Below are 18448 nucleotides of genomic sequence, written 5' to 3' on the forward strand. Positions count from 1 at the left end.
CGGTGGACGCCGGCTGGTACCCGCACACCAACCAGGTCGGCCAGACCGGCAAGTCCGTCTCGCCGCAGCTGTACATCGCCAACGGCATCTCCGGCGCCATCCAGCACCGCGCCGGCATGCAGACCTCCAAGACGATCGTCGCGGTCAACAAGGACCCCGAGGCCCCGATCTTCGACCTGGTCGACTACGGCGTCGTCGGCGACCTCTTCGAGGTCGTCCCGCAGCTGACCGAGGAGATCAAGACCCGCAAGGGCTGACGTCCCCCCGAGGAACCGACCCGCCCCGGGACGACAGCGTCCCCGGCCGCACCAAGCGAGAGGCACGAACATTGCACGCACCCGGTGACCCCGCCACGCTCGACGCCGCTTCGCCCGTCGTCGTGACGGGCGATCGGCAGAAGGCGGCCTGGGCGGCACGCGTCCTGCCGCCGGTCGAGCATCTGGCCGGCGACATCTGGTCGGTGCCGGTCCCGATACCGGCCAACCCACTGCGCTACACGCTCAGTTATCTCGTCCCCGGGGACTCGGAGCTGGTCGTCGTCGATCCTGGCTGGGACAGCGCGGAAGGCTGGGACGCCCTGTGCCGGGGCCTGGCCGAGGCCGGAGCCACGCCCGCCGATGTCACCGGCATCGTCGCGACCCACGTCCACTTCGACCACCACGGCATGACGGCCCGGCTCAAGGCGGCGAGCGACGCCTGGGTGGCCATGCATCCCGCGGAACGCGACAGCCTCCCGCACCGGCAGACCGAGCGGCAGCCCGGGCAGGGACAGCCGTCTCGGGCCTCGGGTCGCACCTGGCTGCTGGAGGCCGGAGCCTCCGAAAGCGAGGTACGGGAACTGTTCGGTCCTCCGGACGAGGAGAAGCCGGCAGACGCCTTCCACATGGCGGAACCCGACCTGCTGCTCGACGACAAGGACCGGGTACCGCTCGACGGGCGGAAGCTCGTCGCCCTGTGGACGCCCGGTCATACCCCTGGTCACCTCTGCCTGGCCGAGCCCGCCGCCCGGGTCGTCCTCACCGGCGACCACGTTCTGCCCCGTATCACTCCCAACATCGGCCTGCACGGCCGCCAACCAGGGCGGGCGCCGCTCGCCGACTTCCTCTCCTCCCTGGAACGTCTCGCGGGCTGGGACGACCACGAGGCGCTGCCCGCGCACGAATACCGGTTCCGGGGTCTAGCGGCCCGCACCGGGCAGTTGCGCGAGCACCACGCGAAACGGCTGGACGAGCTCCTGGCGGTCGTGGACGCGCTCGGCCGCCCGACCATCTGGGAGGTGACCGCCCACCTGTCCTGGTCCCGCCCCTGGGACCAGGTCGGAGCGATGCGTGTCGCCGCCCTGGCCGAGACCGAGGCCCATGCGGAGCACCTCGTCGACCTGGGACTTGTCGTCCGGTCCGGCGAGCGTGAGCGCCCGGTACGCCTCAGCCGTGCGCCCGGGGCCTGACGTACAGCGACGACGGCTCCCCCGTACGACGACCACGGCTCCGGAACAGGCAACTTCCTCCCCCCTCCTCCTCTTTTTCCCGCCGGTATCGAAAGGCACCATCATGACCTCCGAGACCCCCGACCTCTCCGGCCAGGACCCGAACACGCCCGTGGTGGTCGGTGTCGGTCAGTCCTCCGAGCGGTTGGACGACCCCGGCTACCGGCGGATGTCCGCCGTGGAGTTGGCTGCCGCCGCGGCACGCGAGGCGCTGGCCGACACCGGCGCCGACACCGCGACCGTGGCCTCCGCGATCGACATGGTCGCCGGCGTCCGGCAGTTCGAGATCTCCACTCCAGGGGCGCCCGCCCCCCTGGGCAAGTCCGACAACTACCCCCGATCGGTCGCCCGGCGGATCGGCGCCGATCCCGCCCGTGCGATCCTGGAGGTCGTCGGCGGCCAGTCACCGCAGCACCTGCTCAACGAGATGGCCGCGACGATCGCGCGCGGCGAGGCTCAGGCGGCCCTCATCTTCGGTTCCGAGGCGATCTCCACCACCCAGGCGCTGGCCAAGGCGGAGGACCGTCCCGACTTCACCGAGCACGTGGGCGGGCAGCTCGAGGACCGGGGCTGGGGGCTCGAGGGTCTGATGTCGCTGCACCAGGCGTCGCACGGGCTGACGGACGCACCCAGTCAGTACGCGCTGTTCGAGAACGCCCGCCGGGCGCGGCTCGGGCAGTCGCGGGAGGAGTACGCGGCCGGTATGGGCGCGCTGTTCGCGCCGTTCACGGAGGTGGCGGCGAAGAACCCGCACGCGTCGGCCCCGGTGCGCCGCTCCGCGGAGGAGCTGGTCACCGTGACCGAGAAGAACCGGATGATCGCCGACCCCTACCCCCGGTACGTCGTCGCCCGGGACAAGGTGAACCAGGGGGCGGCCGTGCTGGTCATGTCGGTGAGCACCGCGCGCCGGCTGGGTGTGCCCGAGGAGCGGTGGGTGTTCCTGCACGGCCATGCCGACCTGCGCGAGCGCGATCTGATGGAGCGCGCCGACCTCAGCCGCAGCCCGGCCGCGGTGATGGCCGCCGAGCACGCCCTGGAGGTCGCCGGAATCGGCGTCGGCGAGCTGGCGACCATCGATCTGTACAGCTGTTTCCCGATCGCGGTCTCCAACGTCGCCGACGGACTCGGGCTCAAGGCGGACGACCCGCGTGGCCTGACCCTCACCGGGGGCCTGCCCTTCTTCGGCGGGGCAGGCAACAACTACTCCATGCACGCCATCGCCGAGACGGTGCAGCGCGCCCGCACCGCCCCCGGCACCTTCGGCTTGGTCGGTGCCAACGGCGGCTCGCTGAGCAAGTACTCGGTCGGCGTCTACTCCACCACCCCCACCGCCTGGCGTCCCGATCGCTCCGCCGCCCTCCAGGCCGAGATCGACTCCTGGGATGCCCCCGAGGAGGCCCGCCGGGCCGACGGCTGGGCCACCATCGAGACCTACACGATCAAGTACGGCCGCGACGGGTCCCGCACCGGAGTGGTCATCGGCCGGCTGGAGGCCGACGACCGCCGGTTCATCGCCCTCACCCACCAGGGCGACGAGGACATGCTGGACCTGCTCTCGGCCGGCGAGCCCATCGGCCGGCGGGTGTACGTCCGGTCCTTCGGCTTCGGCAACCGCGTCACCACGGACGAGCAGCGCATGGACGCCCTCTTGCCTCGTCGCGAGCCGGTGTTGCGGGACGACTACGAGTTCGTCACCGTCCGTCGCGACGGTCACCTGCTCGAGGTCACCATCAACCGGCCCGAGGCACGCAACAGCCTCACCCCGCAGGCCAACGACGAACTCGACGAGGTCTTCGACGCCTACTTCGCCGACCCGGACCTGTGGGTGGCCATCCTCACCGGCGCCGGCGACAAGTCCTTCAGCGCGGGCAACGACCTGAAGTACTCCGCCTCCGGCAAGCCGATGTGGGTGCCCAAGAACGGCTTCGCCGGCCTCACCTCTCGCCGGAACATGACCAAGCCGGTCATCGCCGCGGTCAACGGCTACGCCATGGGCGGCGGCTGCGAGATCGCCCTCGCCTGCCACCTCACCGTCGCCGACGAGACCGCGAAGTTCGCGCTCAGCGAGGTCAAGGTGGGGCTCGCCGCCGGCGCCGGCGGCCTGGTCCGGCTCCCGCGCGCCATCCCCCGGAAGATCGCCACCGAGATGATCCTCACCGGCCGCCAGGTCACCGCCGACGAGGCCCTCGGCCTGGGCCTGGTCAACCGGGTCGTCCCGGCCGGCACCGCCCTGGAAGGGGCCCGCGCGCTCGCCGCCGAGATCCTCGAGGGCTCCCCCACCTCCGTCCGCGCCTCCCTGCAGGTGATGGCGGAGACCGAGGGCATCGCCGACACGGTGGACGCCGTGGACCATCCCTCATCCGCGCTGGACAACCTGATGGTCAGCCAGGACGCGATCGAGGGCATGACGGCCTTCGCCCAAAAGCGCCGCCCGCAGTGGAAGAACCGCTGACCCGGCGACGACCCACGGCCGCCGACCGGAATCGGACCGATAGCGTTCAGTAATAGATTTCCGTGGGCCGGTGGAGAATCATGTGTGCATGACGCAGCACGCGAGACCCTCCGCCGGCCGCCCACGCGACAACGACGTGGACCGGCGCGTCGCGGACGCCGCCGTCGAGCTGTTCGGCGAGCACGGCTGGAAGTCCTTCAGCATCGAGGCGGTGGCACGCCGCGCCGGCGTCGGCAAGGCCTCCGTCTACCTGCGCTGGGACAGCAAGGAAGAACTCTTGGCGCAGGCCCTGACCATGCGTCTCGCCGGCGTCACCGACGTCGACACCGGCACCGTCCGCGGGGACCTCGTCGCCCTGGTGCGGCAGCTGCTGCAGCAGTACGCGGGCGAACACGGCGGGGCCGTGCTGCGCCTGGCCATGGAGGCCCGCACGATTCCCAGACTGGCCGAGCGGTACGAGGAGCTCGCCAGATCCTCGCGGCGCGCGCCATCGTCCGGCGCGGCATTTGCCGGGGCGAGCTGCCCGCGGGCACCTCGGTGACCTTCCTGCTCGACGCGTTGTGCGGCGGTGCCATGAACCACGCACTCACCACGCCGCCCGAGCTCCGCGCGGGCCTCGCCGAGGCCGCCGGCGAGTACGCCGAGCGATTCGTCGACTTCGTCCTCGCCTCGGTGCTGGTCGGCACGCCGGCCGCCTGAGGTCGTGTCGGCCGCATCACATCCACCCCCTGCCCCGCAAGTGGAGCGCGCGCCGTGCACATGTCCTTTCGCGACATGGGTACGGCGCGAATTCAGCGATGTACGAGGTCAGGAGCCCGGTGCCACGGTGGGCCCGTAACAGGGCAGCCGGGCGCCTGCATCCGCCCCGGCACAATGCTGTGGAGAAGGCAACGTGGCCGACAACGCACTCCCCCTGACCGGGGTAAGGGTCCTCGACCTCACGAACGGAAAGGGTGAACTGGGCAGCCGCCTGTTCGCCGACCTCGGCGCCGACGTCATACGCGTCGAGTCCGCCGCCACCGACAGGAGCCGGGCCCAGGGCCCCCTCGTCGACGGGGTCAGCCTCTATCACGAGGTCTTCAACGCCAACAAGCGGTCCGTGGCACTCGACCTGGCCGCGCCCGAGGACCGTGCCGTGTTCTTCGACCGCCTCCTGCCGAACGCCGACATCTGCTTCACCAGCCTCTCCCCGGCCGAGCAGGCCGCCCTCGGCATCGAGCCGGCGACACTCCTCGGACACAACCCCGCGCTGGTCGCCCTCTCCCTGACCGACTTCGGCCTCACCGGCCCGTACCGCGACTGGACGGGAACCGAGTGGACGCACCTGGCGATGGGCGGCATCCTCTCCCGCTCCGGCGACCCGGGCCGTGAGCCGCTGCTTCCGCCGCTGGACATGGCACTGCAGACCGCGAGCTTCTCGGCCGCATGGGCGGCCCTGCTGGCCTACTGGAACCGGCTGGAGACCGGCGTCGGTGACGCGGTGGACATCTCCGTCTTCGAGTGCGTGGTCCAGGGCTTCGACCCGGGCTGGGGCATGGGCGGTTCGGCCACCGGCGGGGTCCCGGCGGCCGACGGTCCGCGCGGAAGGATCGACGACGGTCACAAGTATCCCTTCTTCGCCTGCGCCGACGGCGCGGTGCGGCTGACCATCCTCAGCCCACGGCAGTGGCAGGGGATGTTCGCCTGGATGGGCAGCCCGGAGCAGTTCGCCGACGAGCGCTTCAACAGCCTGGCCGTGCGGTTCCAGGAGGCTCACGTCCTTTATCCGGCCATCGGCGAACTGCTGCGAACGAAGACCCGCGACCAGGTCGTGCGGGAGGCACGGCAGTACGGTGTCGCCGCCCTGGCTGTGCTGTCGCCTCAAGAGGTCGCGGACAACGAGCACTTCGCCGCCCGGCGGGTCTTCACCCGTACCGCTGTCGCCTCCGGTCGCGAGGTCGACGTGGTGGACGGCTTCGTGGAGGTGGACGGGGTGCGGCTGGGCCACCGCGTGCCGGCCCCGGCGATCGGCCGGGACACGGCCGAGGTCCTCGCCGGAACCGAGCAGCGGCGGCCCGCCCCGGAGCCGTCGTCCGCCGTCGGGCGCCGGCCCTTCGAAGGGCTGCGCGTACTCGACCTGGGGATCATCGTGGCGGGGGCCGAGGCGGGCCGCCTCTTCGCGGACCTCGGCGCCGAGGTGCTGAAGGTGGAGAATCTCCAGGCCCCCGACGGCTCCCGTCAGTCCATCCTGGGTCATGTGGTGAGCCCGGTGTTCGCCTGGGGCAACCGCAACAAGCTCGGACTCGGCCTCGACCTCAGGAACCCCGGCGGACGTGACCTCTTCCTGAAGCTCGCCGAGCAGGCCGACATCGTCCTCAGCAACTTCAAGCCGGGCACCCTCGACAAACTCGGCATCTCCTACGAGCACCTGAAGGAGGTCAATCCGCGGATCGTGGTCCTGGAGTCGTCCGCCTACGGCCACACCGGCCCCTGGGCCGGCAACCCGGGATACGGCCCGCTGGTGCGCTGCGCGGTCGGGGTGAGCGGGCTGTGGCGCTACCCGGAGGACGAGCACCGCTTCCAGGACGACACCACCATCTTCCCGGACCATGTGGCGGCACGCGCCGGGGTGTTCGCCATCCTGGCCAAGCTCGTCGAGCTCCGGAGGACCGGGGTCGGCGGCACCGTGCGTCTGGCCCAGACGGACGTCGTGCTCGCCCAGCACGCGCATGTCTTCGCCGCCGAGTCGCTGGCGCCGGGCACCACGGTCCCCGTCGGCAACGCCGGCCCGGGTGATGCCCCGCGTGGCGTCTACCCGGCGGCGGGTGACGACGAGTGGCTGGTCGTCGACGTCCAGGGGGACGAGCAGTGGCAGCGTCTCGCGGCGGTCTGCGGCATCGACGCCGCGCGCTTCCCGGACGCCGCCTCACGGGTGTCGCACCGCAAGGAGATCGACAAGGAGGTGGGTGCCTGGACGAGCGGGCGCACCCCGGAGAAGGCCATGGTCCTGTTGCAGGAGGCCGGTGTTCCCGCCGCCAAGATGATGCGGATCACCGAGTTCCCGGACAACCCGCATCTCGTCGCCCGGCGTACGTTCCGGATGGCCACTCACCCGCTGATCGACCGCGTCATGCCCAGTGAGAACCTGCCCGGTGGCCTCTTCACCAACGTTCCGGACCCCGAGTTGAAGCCGGCCCCGCTCATCGGACAACACACCCGGGAGATCGCGACCCGTCTCCTCGGGCTTGACGAGGGGGCCGTCGCCGAACTGTTCGCGGCCGGGGTTCTCCAGGAGGACCCGCGAATCCCGCAACTCCTTGACGTGGGCGGCGAGTAGAACCTCATGTCACCGGGGCACCGGCTGGAAGCGGTGCCCCGGTGAGCGCCTCCACCGCCTCCTCGACACGGCGTGCCGTGTCGGGGCGGCGGCCGACCTGCTCCGCGCACCACACAAGGCCCACATCCATACCGAAACCCTCGTCCTCGACCGGAATGGTGGCGAAGGCCGGCGGCGACATCAAGGACGGCAGCGGCGACCCGGGCAGATGGGGGACGAAGGTCGCCAGGCCGCGAAGCAGCACCTCGCGGGAGATCTCGACCCCACCAGGAGCTCCCTGCACCTGCTCGGTACGCGTGACACGCGCGTTCTTCAGCATGGTCGAGACTCTCCGCATGGCGTTGGTGACCCTCGGCGGAATGACCGACTCGACGAATGTGCGGCCGCTCAGCTCGGCGAGAGAGACGCTTTCCCTCCCGGCGAGAGGGTCGTCGGCCCGCACGGCGACGGCGAGCGGATAGCGAAGCCAGGGCACCGCCGACAGCCCACCGTCGCTGTCCGGCGCCGGCAGATGCAGCAGCGCCAGATCGAGGCGCCCGTCCAGCAGGCCGGGGACCACGTCGTCGGAGTCCTCGACGAGCTCCAGCCCGGAAGCACTCTCCCCTCCGGTTCTGCCGACGGCCTCCGCGAAGCGCGTGACGCGTGCCGTCGGCGCCCAGGCGGTGGCCGCGACCCGCAGCGGACGCACCTCTCCCCTGGCCTGTGCCGCGATCGCGGGAAGTTCGCCGGCCTGCTCCAGGATTCTCCGGACCGGGCCCACCAGCGCCTCTCCCATCGGTGTGAGAGCCACACGGTGGTACTCGCGGACGAAGAGCGCTCCTCCCAGCTCGCGCTCGAGCTGGGCGACCTGCCGACTCAGAGGCGAGGGGGTCATGTGCAGCCGCTGCGCCGCCCGCCCGAAGTTCCGCTCGTCCGCGACAGCGAGGAAGGCTGTGAGCTTCGCGAGGTCCATACGACCGCGACCTCCTTGTCACTACGTTGCGCCGGGCCGGACATCTCCGCGGCTCTCCGGTCGCACCGGCCTGCAGGCAAGAACTCTAAACAAGAGCCGACTACAGGCAAACCCTCAGGGGCATCGGGCACACCGCCCGCTTCCACTCTGCCTCACCACCGCGCGAACTCCATTACGGACGGACTCCGACAGAAAATCCGCCCAGAATATTGTGAACGGTGCCCGTCCGTATTACCGTCGCCGCATACCACCCCCTGTGTTGCACGGAGAAAGGCCGACGATGGGCAAGAGCACGATGTCACCCGACGAGGCGGCGGAGGCCGCGCGGTCGTGGCTGTCCGATCACTGGCACGGCACCGACGACGCCGCGTGGCACGATGCCCTGCTGAGCGCCGGCTGGGCGGCGCCGACCTGGCCCGCGGACACCTACGGGCGCGGTCTGAGCCGGGAGGCCGCCAGGGCGGCGGCCGACGAGTTCCGGGCCGCGGGCGCCCCGGGCGGCTTCCTCGACCTGGCCTCCTTCCACGAGCACCCGTGGCTGCACCTGCTCGGCAACCCTCTGCTGGCCTTCGGCAGCGCGGAGATCAAGGAGTACTTCCTCCCCCGGCTGCTCAACGGCGAGGTCAGCGTCGGCTGCCTGCTCTACAGCGAGCCGGGTGCCGGCTCCGACCTGGCAGGCGTCCAGACCAGGGCGGAGCTGGACGGTGACACCTACGTCGTCAATGGCCAGAAGATCTGGACCACCGGCGGTCACCAGGCGAAGTACGGCCTGCTCCTGGCCCGCACCGACTGGGACGTGCCCAAGCACGCCGGCCTCAGCTTCTTCGTCATCGACATGCAGCAGCCCGGCATCGAGGTCCGACCCATCCGGCAGATCACCGGTGACACGGAGTTCAACGAGGTCTTCCTGACCGACGCGCGCGTGCCGGCGGCCTGGATGATCGGCGCCCCCGGGCAGGGCTGGAAGGCCCTCCAGATCGCCCTCGCCGCCGAGCGCACCGGCATGGGCTCGATGTCCTCGTCCATGTCGGGCACGGCGATCAAGACCGGCCTGCGCGACGCGGCCGACGACCTGGTCGAGGCCGCCCGGCGCGCCGGCCGGCTCGACGACCCGCAGACCCGTCAGGAGATCGTGCGGATCATGTCGTGGCGCCTCACCAACGCCTGGACCGGCCGGCGCGCGGCGGCCGAGATCAAGCGCGGCCCCTCGTCCCTGGCCTCGCTCGGCAAGCTGGCGATGTCCCGGATCCTGCACGCCGGCGCCGACTTCACCTACCGGATGCAGGGCGAGGAATCCCTCGTCTACGACTACGACAATCCGCTGGCCTGCCCGGTCGACCGCGACCTGATGTTCGCCTTCATCAACTCCATCGGCGGCGGCTCCGACCAGATCCAGCGCAACATCATCAGCGAGCGCGTCCTGGGCCTGCCGAAGGGCTACGAGCCCGACAAGGGCGTCCCCTTCCGCGACGTCCGCAAGGGCGCCGCCACCCGTTCCGTCAGCCAGGCCTGAGCGTCGGCTTTCACCACGACACTCCGAGAACGAGAGAGACACACCGATGATCAGGGAGTTCACCGAGGAGCAGGACGAACTGCGCACGACGGTGCGCAAGTTCCTGTCCGACCACTCGGACGAGACCGAGGTCCGCCGCCTGATGGACACCGAGCAGGGTTACGACCCCGAGGTCTGGCAGACGATGGCCGCCCAGCTCGGGCTGCAGGGCATCGCCATCCCCGAGGAGTACGGCGGCCAGGGCTTCGGCTGGCCCGAACTGGGCATCGTCCTGGAGGAGATGGGCCGCGCCCTGCTGTGCGCCCCGTTCTTCTCCAGTGTCGTGCTCGCCGCCAACACACTGCTCGCGTCCGAGGACACCGACGCCAAACAGCGTTTCCTGCCCGGCATCGCCGACGGCTCGGTCATCGCGACGCTGGCCTTCCCCCGGCCGGGCACGCCCCTGCGGGTGAAGGCCGAGCAGGCGGACGGCGGCTGGCGCCTGACGGGCACCGCGCCGCTGGTGACCGACGCGCACGTGGCGCAGCTCCTGCTGGTGGCGGCCGACACCGGTGACGGTCTCGGCCTGTTCGCCGTCGAGGCGGGCACGGACGGTCTGCGGACCACCCTGCGGCCCACCCTCGACCAGACCCGCAAGCTCGCCGACGTCGAACTCACCGGCGCCGCGGCCACCCCCCTCGGGGAGCCGGGCAACGGCGCAAAGACCCTCGCCCGCGCCCTCGACCTGGCCGCCGTGGGCCTGGCCGCGGAGCAGGTCGGTGGCGCGCAGGCCGCGCTCGACATGGGCGTGGAGTACATGAAGGTACGGGTGCAGTTCGGCCAGCCGATCGGCGCCTTCCAGGCCCTCAAGCACATGGCGGCGGATGCTCTGGTGGAGGTCGAGACCGCGCGTTCGGCCGCCTACTACGCCCTGTTCGCCGCCGAGGACGACAGCGACGAGCTGCCGGTCGCGGCGTCGCTCGCCGCCGCGTACTGCACGGACGCGTTCGTCAGCACGGCTCACCAGAACATCCAGTTCCACGGCGGCATGGGCTTCACCTGGGAGATCCCGGCGCACCTGTACTTCAAGCGTGCCCGCTCCAGCCAGCTGCTGCTCGGGGAGCCGGAGTACCACCGGGCTCAGGTGGCGGAGCGCCTGGGCTTCTGAGTCGCGAGCCCACCCACCCGCACGGCCGCCGCGTCCGGCGGGGCGGGGCGGGTGGACCGCGGAGTTCCGACGCCGCCATCAGGAGGGAGGCTTCGCCACGGAGGCTTCGCAGACGTCCGGTGCCGAAGGTCGCGCACAGCAGGCCGGGCCGCCGCCGCAGGGCACGGCAGAGGTCGACGCGGTCCTCGATGTCATCGACGAACTGACCGAGCAGGACGCCGACTTGGAGTCGCTTCTGACCCGGACCGCGGCAGCGCTGGGATGCGCCGTCGGTGTCCGGACGGTGCGCGGCGACGTCTGCGTGGCGACCCCTCGTGGCGTCGACCACGCGGGGCAGCAACCGCCGCATGCACGGACGCACGACGTCCCCGGGACGGGCCGGGTCTGGATCGATGCCCAAAACCTGCCGCGGGTGGACGCGCAGGCGGCACTGCTGCTGCGCCGCCTGGGGATCGCGGTGAAGGTGGCCCTCCTGAGCCATGCTCCACCCGCCACCGACAGCCTGGCGCTCAGGTCGGTGGTCGACGGCGGCCTCGAAGTGACGACACGGGCCCGCATGTTGCTGCGCCTGGGGCTCAAGGAGACCTCCGCGGTGACGGCGTTCGCTCTCCACGCATCCGCCGAATCGACGTGGATGTTCGTCCAAGGGCTCCGGCCGCACGCGCGCGTCGTGCTCGACGCGCCCATGGACAACGTTCACCTGGTCATGGCGGCCGACCTGGACCCCACCGCGGCGCTGGGAGTGCCCGTCGGGGCCCGCGCGGCCTTCGCCGGACCGTGCCCCGCCTCGCAGGCACCCGAGGCATGGAGGCTGGCCCGGATCGCGCTCCGTTTCACCCGCCCGAGTCCCCGCGCGCACGGACCGTACTCCGTGGAGGAGGCGACCCTGGTCGACGCGACCCGTCTCGGCGCGCACGCCGTGCTCGCCGAGACCCTGAGCGCCGAGCGGATCGCGCTGGTCCCCGACGTGCGCCGGCTCAACCGCCTGGTCGACGAGTACGGCGAGGACATGCTGGTGTGTCTGGAGGCGGTGGCCGCCACCGAGTCCGTGCGCAAGGCGGCACGCCTGCTGCACCGGCACCACAACTCGGTCACCCACCGGGCCGAGCGCGCCGAGCGCCACATGGGCTTCAGCTTCACCGAGCCGTACGGCCGTCCCCGCCTCTTCCTCACCCTCGTCCTGCGGCGGCTGCAGGACTCCGGGCACCTCTTCCCCGTGGACGGGACAGATGGCGCTCCACCTGCGCCACCTGTCCCATGACGTACGTCACGTGCTCGGCGATGCTGCTGGTGATCGACCTGGCCTGTTCCCGGCAACGCCGCCGGGAGAAGGGGTGTGGGGCACCATGCGGACCACTCGGAAGTACGACGCCATCGTGATCGGTGCCGGATTCGCCGGCATGTACCTCCTGCATCGCCTGCGCGACGACCTGGGGCTCAGCGTGCGGGTCTACGAGCGGGGCGACGGCGTCGGCGGCACCTGGTACTGGAACCGGTACCCGGGGGCCCGGTGCGACGTCGAGTCGATGTTCTACTCCTACTCCTTCTCGGAGGAGCTCGAGCAGGAGTGGGAGTGGACGGAGCGCTACCCCAGCCAGCCCGAGATCCTGAGCTACGCCAACCATGTGGCCGACCGCTTCCGCCTGCGCGAGGACATCGAGTTCAACACCTCGGTGGACGGCGCCCGTTACGACGACGCGACCGACACCTGGACCGTCACCCTGGACGACGGAAGCCAGGCGACCGCCCGGTATCTCGTCACGGCCGTCGGCTGCCTGTCCGCCTCGCGGGTTCCGGACTTCGAGGGGATCGACTCCTTCACCGGCCCGACGTACCACACCGGCCGCTGGCCGCACGAGGGAGTCGACTTCAGCGGCAAGCGGGTCGCCGTGATCGGCACCGGATCCTCCGGAATCCAGGCGATTCCGGTGATCGCCGAACAGGCGGCCCATGTCACCGTCTTCCAGCGCACACCCAACTTCTCCGTCCCCGCCCGCAACGCCCCCCTGTCCGAGGACGAGCAGCGGCGGATCAAGGCCGCCTACCGGCAGTTGCGTGCCGACGCCCGCGCCTCGGCCTCCGGAGGGGGCACGCCGCCGGCGCTGGGCAAGGCCCTGGAGGTGGACGAGGAGCTGCGCACCTCGGAGCTCGACCGGCGGTGGGCCGCGGGCGGGGCGGCCTTCGTCAGCGCCTTCGACGACACCGTCCTCGACGAGGCGGCCAACCGGGTGTCGGCGGAGTACGTGCACGAGCGCATCCGCGAGATCGTGAAGGACCCCGAGGTCGCCGAGTTGCTGTGCCCGAAGGACCACCCGATCGGCACGAAGCGCATCTGCGTCGACACCGACTACTACGCGACGTACAACCGCGACAACGTGACGCTGGTCAGCCTGCGCGACAACCCGATCGAGCGCATCACGTCGACGGGGCTGCGGGTCGGCGGTATCGACCACGAGGCGGACGCCATCGTCTTCGCCACCGGCTACGACGCGATGACCGGCCCGCTGAACGCCATCGACATCCGCGGCCTCGACGGCATCGCACTCCGTGACGAATGGGCGGACGGCCCGCGGACCTACCTCGGGGTCGCGGCGGCCGGATTCCCGAACCTGTTCATGGTCACGGCACCGGGCAGCCCCTCCGTCCTGAGCAACATGATCGTCTCGATCGAGCAGCACGTGGACTGGATCACCGACGCGATCGCCCACGCGCTCCGGGCCGGCATCGTCCGGATCGAGGCGGAGCGCCAGGCCCAGGACGACTGGGTCGAGCACGTCAACGAGGCGGCGTCGCACACCCTGTACCCGCGCGCCGCCTCCTGGTACATGGGGGCCAACATCCCCGGCAAACCCCGGGTCTTCATGCCCTACCTCGGAGGTGTCGGCGCCTACCGCAAGATCTGCGACGAAGTCGCCCGCGCCGGCTACCGCGGCTTCACGCTTACCCCGGCCGCCGCCACGGCTCAGCCCGCCTGACCCGTGAGGAGAGGCGTGTCCTCGTCCGCAAGAGAAGGAGAAAAACCCCCATGACCACCATCGACGGCCCGGTCAGCAGCCGGCACCTGGTCGACCCCGAAATCGCACCGGTCCTGGACGTCTTCCCGCCGCTCGGCCTCAGCGCCGAAAGCCTGTCGCAGGTCCGCGAGGCCCAGTCGGCCCCGGTTCCCGACGCCCCCGACCCGCAGGCGCTCTACCCCGATGTCACCACCACCGAGAAGTGGATACCCGGGTTCGAAGGCGATCCCGACGTCCGCATCCTCCACTACGAGTCCAAGGCCCGCACCACACCGGCCGCCGCCCTGGTGTGGATGCACGGCGGCGGCTATGTCCTCGGCAGGGCCGACATCGACGAGATCCTCTGCCGTCGGATCGTCACCGAGACAGGGGCGTCGGTCGTCTCGGTCGACTACCGGCTGGCTCCGGAGACCAAGGAGCCGGGCCTGGTCCACGATTGCTATGCCGCCCTGCGGTGGGTGCACGAGAACGCCGGGAACCTCGGGGTGGACCGGGACCGCATCGCCGTCGGCGGCGCAAGTGCGGGCGGCGGCCTTGCCGCCACCCTGGCGATCCTCGCACGCGACCGCGGCGAGGTGCCCGTCTCCTTCCAGCTGCTGATCTACCCCATGCTGGACGACCGCACCGGCAGCACCGTCCACGCCCACCCCTACGCCGGCGAGTTCATCTGGACCCCGGCCGACAACCGGTTCGGCTGGACCTCGATTCTGGGCCGCGAGCCCGGCGGGGACGACGTCTCCCCGTACACGGCCGCGGCCCGGGTGGAGTCGGTGGCGGGTCTGCCCCCGGCCTTCATCAGCGTCGGCGCGCTCGACCTCTTCGTCGAGGAGGACATCGCCTACGCCACCAGACTGATACGTGCCGGCATCCCCACCGAGCTGCACGTCTATCCCGGTGCCTACCACGCATACGACATGGTCCCCGACGCCCACGTGACACAGGCCCACTTCCGCGACTCCATCGGGGCGCTCGGCCGACACTTCAACGGGTGAGGAGCTCGCCCTCGACCCGCCGAGCTGCAGTCCATCGTCGCCAGCGTCCTGTACCTGTGAAGGACGGACGCCGGGCCCACCAGAGTGGGTCAGGCGGCGGCGGTGGGCGCCGCGGCGGTCACCTCGTTCCACGGACTGGCAGCGGAGATCAAGGCGCGGGCCTGGCGTGCGGGGCGGATGCGGTTGATGCCGACCGCGGCACGGACACGGCCTTGCGCGCCGTACAGCGCGAGCAGGGAGCGTTCTCCGGCGCTGCCTTCGGTGATCATGGATCGCTCAGCCCCGCGCGGCAATCCGTAGATCTGGATCGTGAGGTCGTACTGATCGGACCAGACGTAGGGGATGGGTGTGTACGGTTTGCGGTCCTCTTCCGCGGCGAGGATGTTGCGTGCGACTGCCATAGCCTGTTCGGCGGCGTTGGTGCGGTGCTCGGCACGCAGCCGTTCACCGAAGCCGGTGTGTTCCCAGGAGGCGACGTCACCGGCGGCACAGATGTGGGGTGCGGCCTGGCAGCAGGGGTCGCAGCGGACGCCGTCGGCGAGATCGAGGCCGGTGCCGGCGAGCCCGTCGACGGCGGGGACGAGCCGATGGCGACGAGCACGGTGTCAGGTCGATGCGGGTGCCGTCCTCGAGAAGGACGCCGGTGGCACGCCCCTGGTGGACGGGGACGCCACGGACGCGGGAGGAGGTGACCAGGCGCACGCCATGGGCCGTATGCACCTCCGCGAGCATCCGGGAGACATCGGGGCCGAGGACGTCGGCGAGCGGGGCCTCCTTGTCGCAGACGAGGGTGACCTCGCAGCCGAGGCCACGGGCGACGGCGGCGGCCTCGGCACCCAGGTAGCCCGCGCCGACGACGACCAGGTGGCGCCCGGGGAGCAGGTCGCCGCGGAGTGCCACGGAGTCCTCGAGAGTACTCAGCACGTGCACGCCGGTGATGCCCTCGGTCCGGGCAGCCGGCGCGGGCGCGTGCCGGTGGCGATGACGAGTTCGTCGTACCCGGCCCTGCTGCCGTCGGACAGCAGGACGCGCCTGTGGGTGCGGTCGAGGCCGGTGGCCCGGACACCGAGCCGCAGATCCAGACCGAGGGCCTCGACGGCGGCGGCCGGCCGTAGTTGTACCCGCTCCTCCGGCCAGGCTCCGGAGAGGACCTCCTTGGACAGGGGAGGCCGGTCGTAGGGCAGGTGGGGCTCTTCACCGATCACGGTGAGGTGCCCGTCGAAGCCGGAGCGCCGCAGGGTCTCGACGACGGTCAGGTCGACGGCGCAGGCGCCGACGACCGTGATCCGTCCGGGAGTTGCCATGGGTGATGCTCCCGTTGCCTGTCAGTTCTCGTGGAGGGTGATCGCGGCGGCGGGGCAGACGGCGGCGGCCTCGCGGACGCCCTCCCAGTGCTCCTCGGTGGGTTCGTCGGTGAGGAGCACGGCGATGCCGTCGGAGTCACGCTGGTCGAAGACGTCCATGGCGGCGAAGACGCACTGGCCGGCGCCGACGCACTTGTCCTGATCGATTTCGATCTTCATGTGGGGGGCCTTTCGGGACTGCCGGTGAAGGGACTACCAGGTGACGGCCAGCTCGTGGACGCCGTAGACCAGCATGTCGTGCTTGAACTTGACCTGGTCGAGGGGCTCGGCGAGGGCGAGGGTGGGGATCCGCCGGTACAGGGTGCTGTAGACGACCTGCAGTTCGACGCGGGCCAGGGGCTGGCCGAGGCACTGGTGTACGCCGTAGCCGAAGGCGAGGTGGTGGCGGGCCTTGCGGGTGATGTCGAGAGAGTCGGGTTCGGGGGAGGCGGTGGCGTCGCGGTTGGCGATGTCGGAAGCGACGATGATGCCTTCACCGGCCCGGATGGTACGGCCGCCGACCTCGATGTCCTCGAGAGCGACGCGGCGTCGGCCGGAGTGGGTGATGGTGAGGTAGCGCAGCAGTTCCTCGACGGCGCCCGCGACCAGCTTCGGGTCGTCGGTGTCGCGGAGCGCGGCGAGCTGGTCGGGGTGCTCGAGAAGTGCGAGGGTTCCCAGGGCGATCATGTTGGCGGTCGTCTCGTGCCCGGCGACCAGCAGCAGGCGGGCCATGTGGACGATCTCGTCGCGGGTGAGGGCGCCCGAGGACATCTGGTCGACGACGAGGCTGCTGATGAGGTCATCTCCGGGGTTGTCGGCCTTGCTGTCGACGTGCTTGCCGAGGAAGGCGAGGAAGTCGTCCATGAGCGGGGCGAGTTCCTCGGCGGTGGTGTCACGGGAGATCAGCTTGCGCGACACGTCCTGGAAGTAGTCGTGGTCCTCGTAGGAGACACCGAGGAGTTCGCAGATGACCAGGGACGGTACCGGCAGCGCGAAGGCCTGCACGAGGTCCGCGGGCTTGGGCCCGGCGAGCATGTCGTCGATCAGTCCGTCGACGATCTCCTGGATGCGCGGCCGCAGCGCCTCCATCTTCTTGACCATGAAGCTCGGGGTGAGCATGCGTCGCTGCGCGGCGTGCTCGGGGTCGTCCATGTTGATGAACGAGCGGGACTTCTGCCTGCCGGCAGCCACGCCGGCGCTGGGCGAGGGATAACCGGGCAGGAGACTGTCCGCGCTGACACGCGGGTCGGCGAGCACGGCACGGGCGTTGTCGTAGCCCGAGACGACCCAGGGGGTGCTGCCGTCCCAGATGCGGACCCGGGTGACGGCCTGGTTCTCCTGGATGCGGGCCAGAGCGGGCGGCGGGTCGAACGGGCAGCGACCGCGAGGCATCGGATAAGTGGGGGTCTCCGTCATGCCGTTCCCTTCGCAGGGTTACTGAACGACTGTTTGGGAAGGTGCCGAACAGAGAGTAGATGGCATATACACACACGTCCAGCGGGGCAGGTCAACACCCAGCAAAATGGGTGTGCGCGACGTGTAAATGGCCTGGCAGCAAGGGCAATGACGGTTCGTCAGTACTTGTGACGGGCCGCGCAGCATAGGGTGCCCAGGCGCGGGGTTACTCGATGACGAGCGAGAGAAGATCGTCGACGAAGGTCCGGAGTGCTTGCGTCCCCTGACGCCGGGCGCTGCTGTGCTGCAGCGCGACGCGCCCGTGCACGGCCACCACCAGCGTCACGGCCGACTGACGGGCGGGCAGCCGCAGCGTGAGCCCGGACTGCTCGCAGCGCTCAAGTGCCGTGCACACCATGGTGATGACCTCGACCAGAGGCTCGACGCGCAGCGCGCCGCTGTTGATCATCAGGCGGTAATGTCCGGGGTTCTCCACAGCGAAGGTGTAGTAGCCGCGCAGTTGGGCACGTACCCGGGCCACCGGGTCGTCGTCCGGCGCGGCTCGGTCCGCCTCCCGCATGGCCTCCCGCAGCCGGCCGAACTCGTGCTCCAGCAGTCCGCGCACGAGCGCCGCACGGTCGGTGAAGTGCTGGTAGATGCTGGCCGGGGCGATCCCGGCGGCCCTGGCGACACCGCGGATGGTCAGCGCGTCCTCGCCGCCGATCTCGGACAGCAGGCGGCTGGCAGCGTCCAGGATGTCGCCGCGCAGCCGTTCACCCTGGCCCCACCGGTTACGGACGCGCCCCGGCCCCGACTGTGCCTCGGCCATCACCCATCA

At 70.8% G+C, this 18448-nt stretch carries 17 protein-coding genes and 2 pseudogenes; 12 read left to right on the forward strand and 7 right to left on the reverse strand.

Translation table 11 applies throughout. The features are described 5' to 3' along the window. The 7 genes and pseudogenes from GV126_RS01135 to GV126_RS01155 all read left to right on the forward strand — a co-directional run. Positions 1-257 (forward strand): electron transfer flavoprotein subunit alpha/FixB family protein (locus GV126_RS01135; protein WP_201299783.1); only part of this gene is annotated, 257 nt, incomplete at its 5' end. Between the two features lie 71 nt (positions 258-328). Continuing rightward, positions 329-1447, forward strand: a complete 1119-nt coding sequence (locus GV126_RS01140; RefSeq protein WP_159662016.1) for an MBL fold metallo-hydrolase — start codon at positions 329-331, stop codon at positions 1445-1447. Positions 1448-1550: 103 nt separating this feature from the next. Beyond that, positions 1551-3938: an acetyl-CoA acetyltransferase gene (locus GV126_RS01145; RefSeq protein WP_159662017.1), complete on the forward strand. Its 2388-nt coding sequence runs from the start codon at positions 1551-1553 to the stop codon at positions 3936-3938. A gap of 88 nt (positions 3939-4026) precedes the next feature. Further along, positions 4027-4413 (forward strand): annotated as a pseudogene (locus GV126_RS01150) (TetR/AcrR family transcriptional regulator); the annotation flags it as partial. After that, positions 4368-4508: pseudogene (locus GV126_RS37410) on the forward strand (TetR family transcriptional regulator C-terminal domain-containing protein); the annotation flags it as partial. The pseudogenes GV126_RS01150 and GV126_RS37410, both read left to right, overlap by 46 nt. A gap of 3 nt (positions 4509-4511) precedes the next feature. Further along, complete coding sequence (locus GV126_RS37060; RefSeq protein WP_268977384.1) at positions 4512-4637, forward strand: hypothetical protein; 126 nt, start codon at positions 4512-4514, stop codon at positions 4635-4637. A gap of 193 nt (positions 4638-4830) precedes the next feature. Next, positions 4831-7254, forward strand: coding sequence for a CaiB/BaiF CoA transferase family protein (locus tag GV126_RS01155; RefSeq protein ID WP_159662018.1), 2424 nt, complete (start codon positions 4831-4833; stop codon positions 7252-7254). A 4-nt stretch (positions 7255-7258) separates the two neighbouring features. On the opposite strand, the gene GV126_RS01160 is transcribed toward GV126_RS01155, so the two are convergent. Next, a complete protein-coding gene (locus GV126_RS01160) occupies positions 7259-8206 on the reverse strand; it encodes a LysR family transcriptional regulator (protein WP_159662019.1) in 948 nt (315 codons plus the stop codon). A 280-nt stretch (positions 8207-8486) separates the two neighbouring features. Here GV126_RS01160 and GV126_RS01165 point away from each other — a divergent pair, with 280 nt between their 5' ends. From GV126_RS01165 to GV126_RS01185, 5 genes are all read left to right on the forward strand, one after another. Further along, complete coding sequence (locus GV126_RS01165) at positions 8487-9719, forward strand: acyl-CoA dehydrogenase family protein (protein ID WP_159662020.1); 1233 nt, start codon at positions 8487-8489, stop codon at positions 9717-9719. Between the two features lie 46 nt (positions 9720-9765). After that, a complete protein-coding gene (locus GV126_RS01170; protein WP_159662021.1) occupies positions 9766-10866 on the forward strand; it encodes an acyl-CoA dehydrogenase family protein in 1101 nt (366 codons plus the stop codon). Positions 10867-11278: 412 nt separating this feature from the next. Continuing rightward, positions 11279-12127 (forward strand): helix-turn-helix domain-containing protein, encoded by an 849-nt coding sequence (locus tag GV126_RS01175; RefSeq protein WP_159662022.1) that lies wholly within the window; start codon positions 11279-11281, stop codon positions 12125-12127. 85 nt (positions 12128-12212) lie between these two features. Continuing rightward, positions 12213-13841 carry a flavin-containing monooxygenase gene (locus tag GV126_RS01180; RefSeq protein WP_159662023.1) on the forward strand — a complete coding sequence of 543 codons (1629 nt, stop codon included), beginning with the start codon at positions 12213-12215 and terminating at the stop codon, positions 13839-13841. A 50-nt stretch (positions 13842-13891) separates the two neighbouring features. Continuing rightward, on the forward strand, positions 13892-14872 hold the full coding sequence (locus GV126_RS01185; RefSeq protein ID WP_159662024.1) for an alpha/beta hydrolase: 981 nt from the start codon (positions 13892-13894) through the stop codon (positions 14870-14872). Positions 14873-14961: 89 nt separating this feature from the next. On the opposite strand, the gene GV126_RS36080 is transcribed toward GV126_RS01185, so the two are convergent. From GV126_RS36080 to GV126_RS01205, 6 genes are all read right to left on the reverse strand, one after another. Further along, positions 14962-15273, reverse strand: a complete 312-nt coding sequence (locus tag GV126_RS36080; protein ID WP_236569824.1) for an oxidoreductase C-terminal domain-containing protein — start codon at positions 15271-15273, stop codon at positions 14962-14964. A 76-nt stretch (positions 15274-15349) separates the two neighbouring features. Further along, complete coding sequence (locus GV126_RS36085; RefSeq protein WP_236569825.1) at positions 15350-15796, reverse strand: FAD-dependent oxidoreductase; 447 nt, start codon at positions 15794-15796, stop codon at positions 15350-15352. Next, positions 15790-16176, reverse strand: a complete 387-nt coding sequence (locus GV126_RS36090; RefSeq protein WP_236569826.1) for an FAD-dependent oxidoreductase — start codon at positions 16174-16176, stop codon at positions 15790-15792. The genes GV126_RS36085 and GV126_RS36090 overlap by 7 nt, the downstream gene beginning before the upstream one ends. 21 nt (positions 16177-16197) lie before the next feature. Further along, complete coding sequence (locus GV126_RS01195) at positions 16198-16395, reverse strand: ferredoxin (protein ID WP_159662025.1); 198 nt, start codon at positions 16393-16395, stop codon at positions 16198-16200. 33 nt (positions 16396-16428) lie between these two features. After that, complete coding sequence (locus GV126_RS01200; protein WP_236569827.1) at positions 16429-17607, reverse strand: cytochrome P450; 1179 nt, start codon at positions 17605-17607, stop codon at positions 16429-16431. Between the two features lie 229 nt (positions 17608-17836). Then, entirely contained in the window at positions 17837-18439 is a 603-nt protein-coding gene (locus GV126_RS01205) for a TetR/AcrR family transcriptional regulator (RefSeq protein WP_159662027.1), read from the reverse strand. Positions 18440-18448 lie beyond the last annotated feature (9 nt).

The sequence above is a fragment of the Streptomyces mexicanus genome, from assembly GCF_902506575.1.
Lineage (GTDB): Bacteria > Actinomycetota > Actinomycetes > Streptomycetales > Streptomycetaceae > Streptomyces > Streptomyces mexicanus.

What these genes read in the sequence shown, in the direction of transcription:
- GV126_RS01145 (WP_159662017.1), top strand. Translation starts at nt 1,551, where the DNA reads ATGACCTCCGAGACCCCCGACCTCTCCGGCCAGGACCCGAACACGCCC.
- GV126_RS37060 (WP_268977384.1), top strand. Translation starts at nt 4,512, where the DNA reads ATGAACCACGCACTCACCACGCCGCCCGAGCTCCGCGCGGGCCTCGCC.
- GV126_RS01160 (WP_159662019.1), bottom strand. Translation starts at nt 8,206, where the DNA reads ATGGACCTCGCGAAGCTCACAGCCTTCCTCGCTGTCGCGGACGAGCGG.
- GV126_RS01165 (WP_159662020.1), top strand. Translation starts at nt 8,487, where the DNA reads ATGGGCAAGAGCACGATGTCACCCGACGAGGCGGCGGAGGCCGCGCGG.
- GV126_RS01170 (WP_159662021.1), top strand. Translation starts at nt 9,766, where the DNA reads ATGATCAGGGAGTTCACCGAGGAGCAGGACGAACTGCGCACGACGGTG.
- GV126_RS01180 (WP_159662023.1), top strand. Translation starts at nt 12,213, where the DNA reads ATGCGGACCACTCGGAAGTACGACGCCATCGTGATCGGTGCCGGATTC.
- GV126_RS01185 (WP_159662024.1), top strand. Translation starts at nt 13,892, where the DNA reads ATGACCACCATCGACGGCCCGGTCAGCAGCCGGCACCTGGTCGACCCC.
- GV126_RS36080 (WP_236569824.1), bottom strand. Translation starts at nt 15,273, where the DNA reads ATGGCAGTCGCACGCAACATCCTCGCCGCGGAAGAGGACCGCAAACCG.
- GV126_RS36090 (WP_236569826.1), bottom strand. Translation starts at nt 16,176, where the DNA reads ATGGCAACTCCCGGACGGATCACGGTCGTCGGCGCCTGCGCCGTCGAC.
- GV126_RS01195 (WP_159662025.1), bottom strand. Translation starts at nt 16,395, where the DNA reads ATGAAGATCGAAATCGATCAGGACAAGTGCGTCGGCGCCGGCCAGTGC.
- GV126_RS01200 (WP_236569827.1), bottom strand. Translation starts at nt 17,607, where the DNA reads ATGCCTCGCGGTCGCTGCCCGTTCGACCCGCCGCCCGCTCTGGCCCGC.
- GV126_RS01205 (WP_159662027.1), bottom strand. Translation starts at nt 18,439, where the DNA reads ATGGCCGAGGCACAGTCGGGGCCGGGGCGCGTCCGTAACCGGTGGGGC.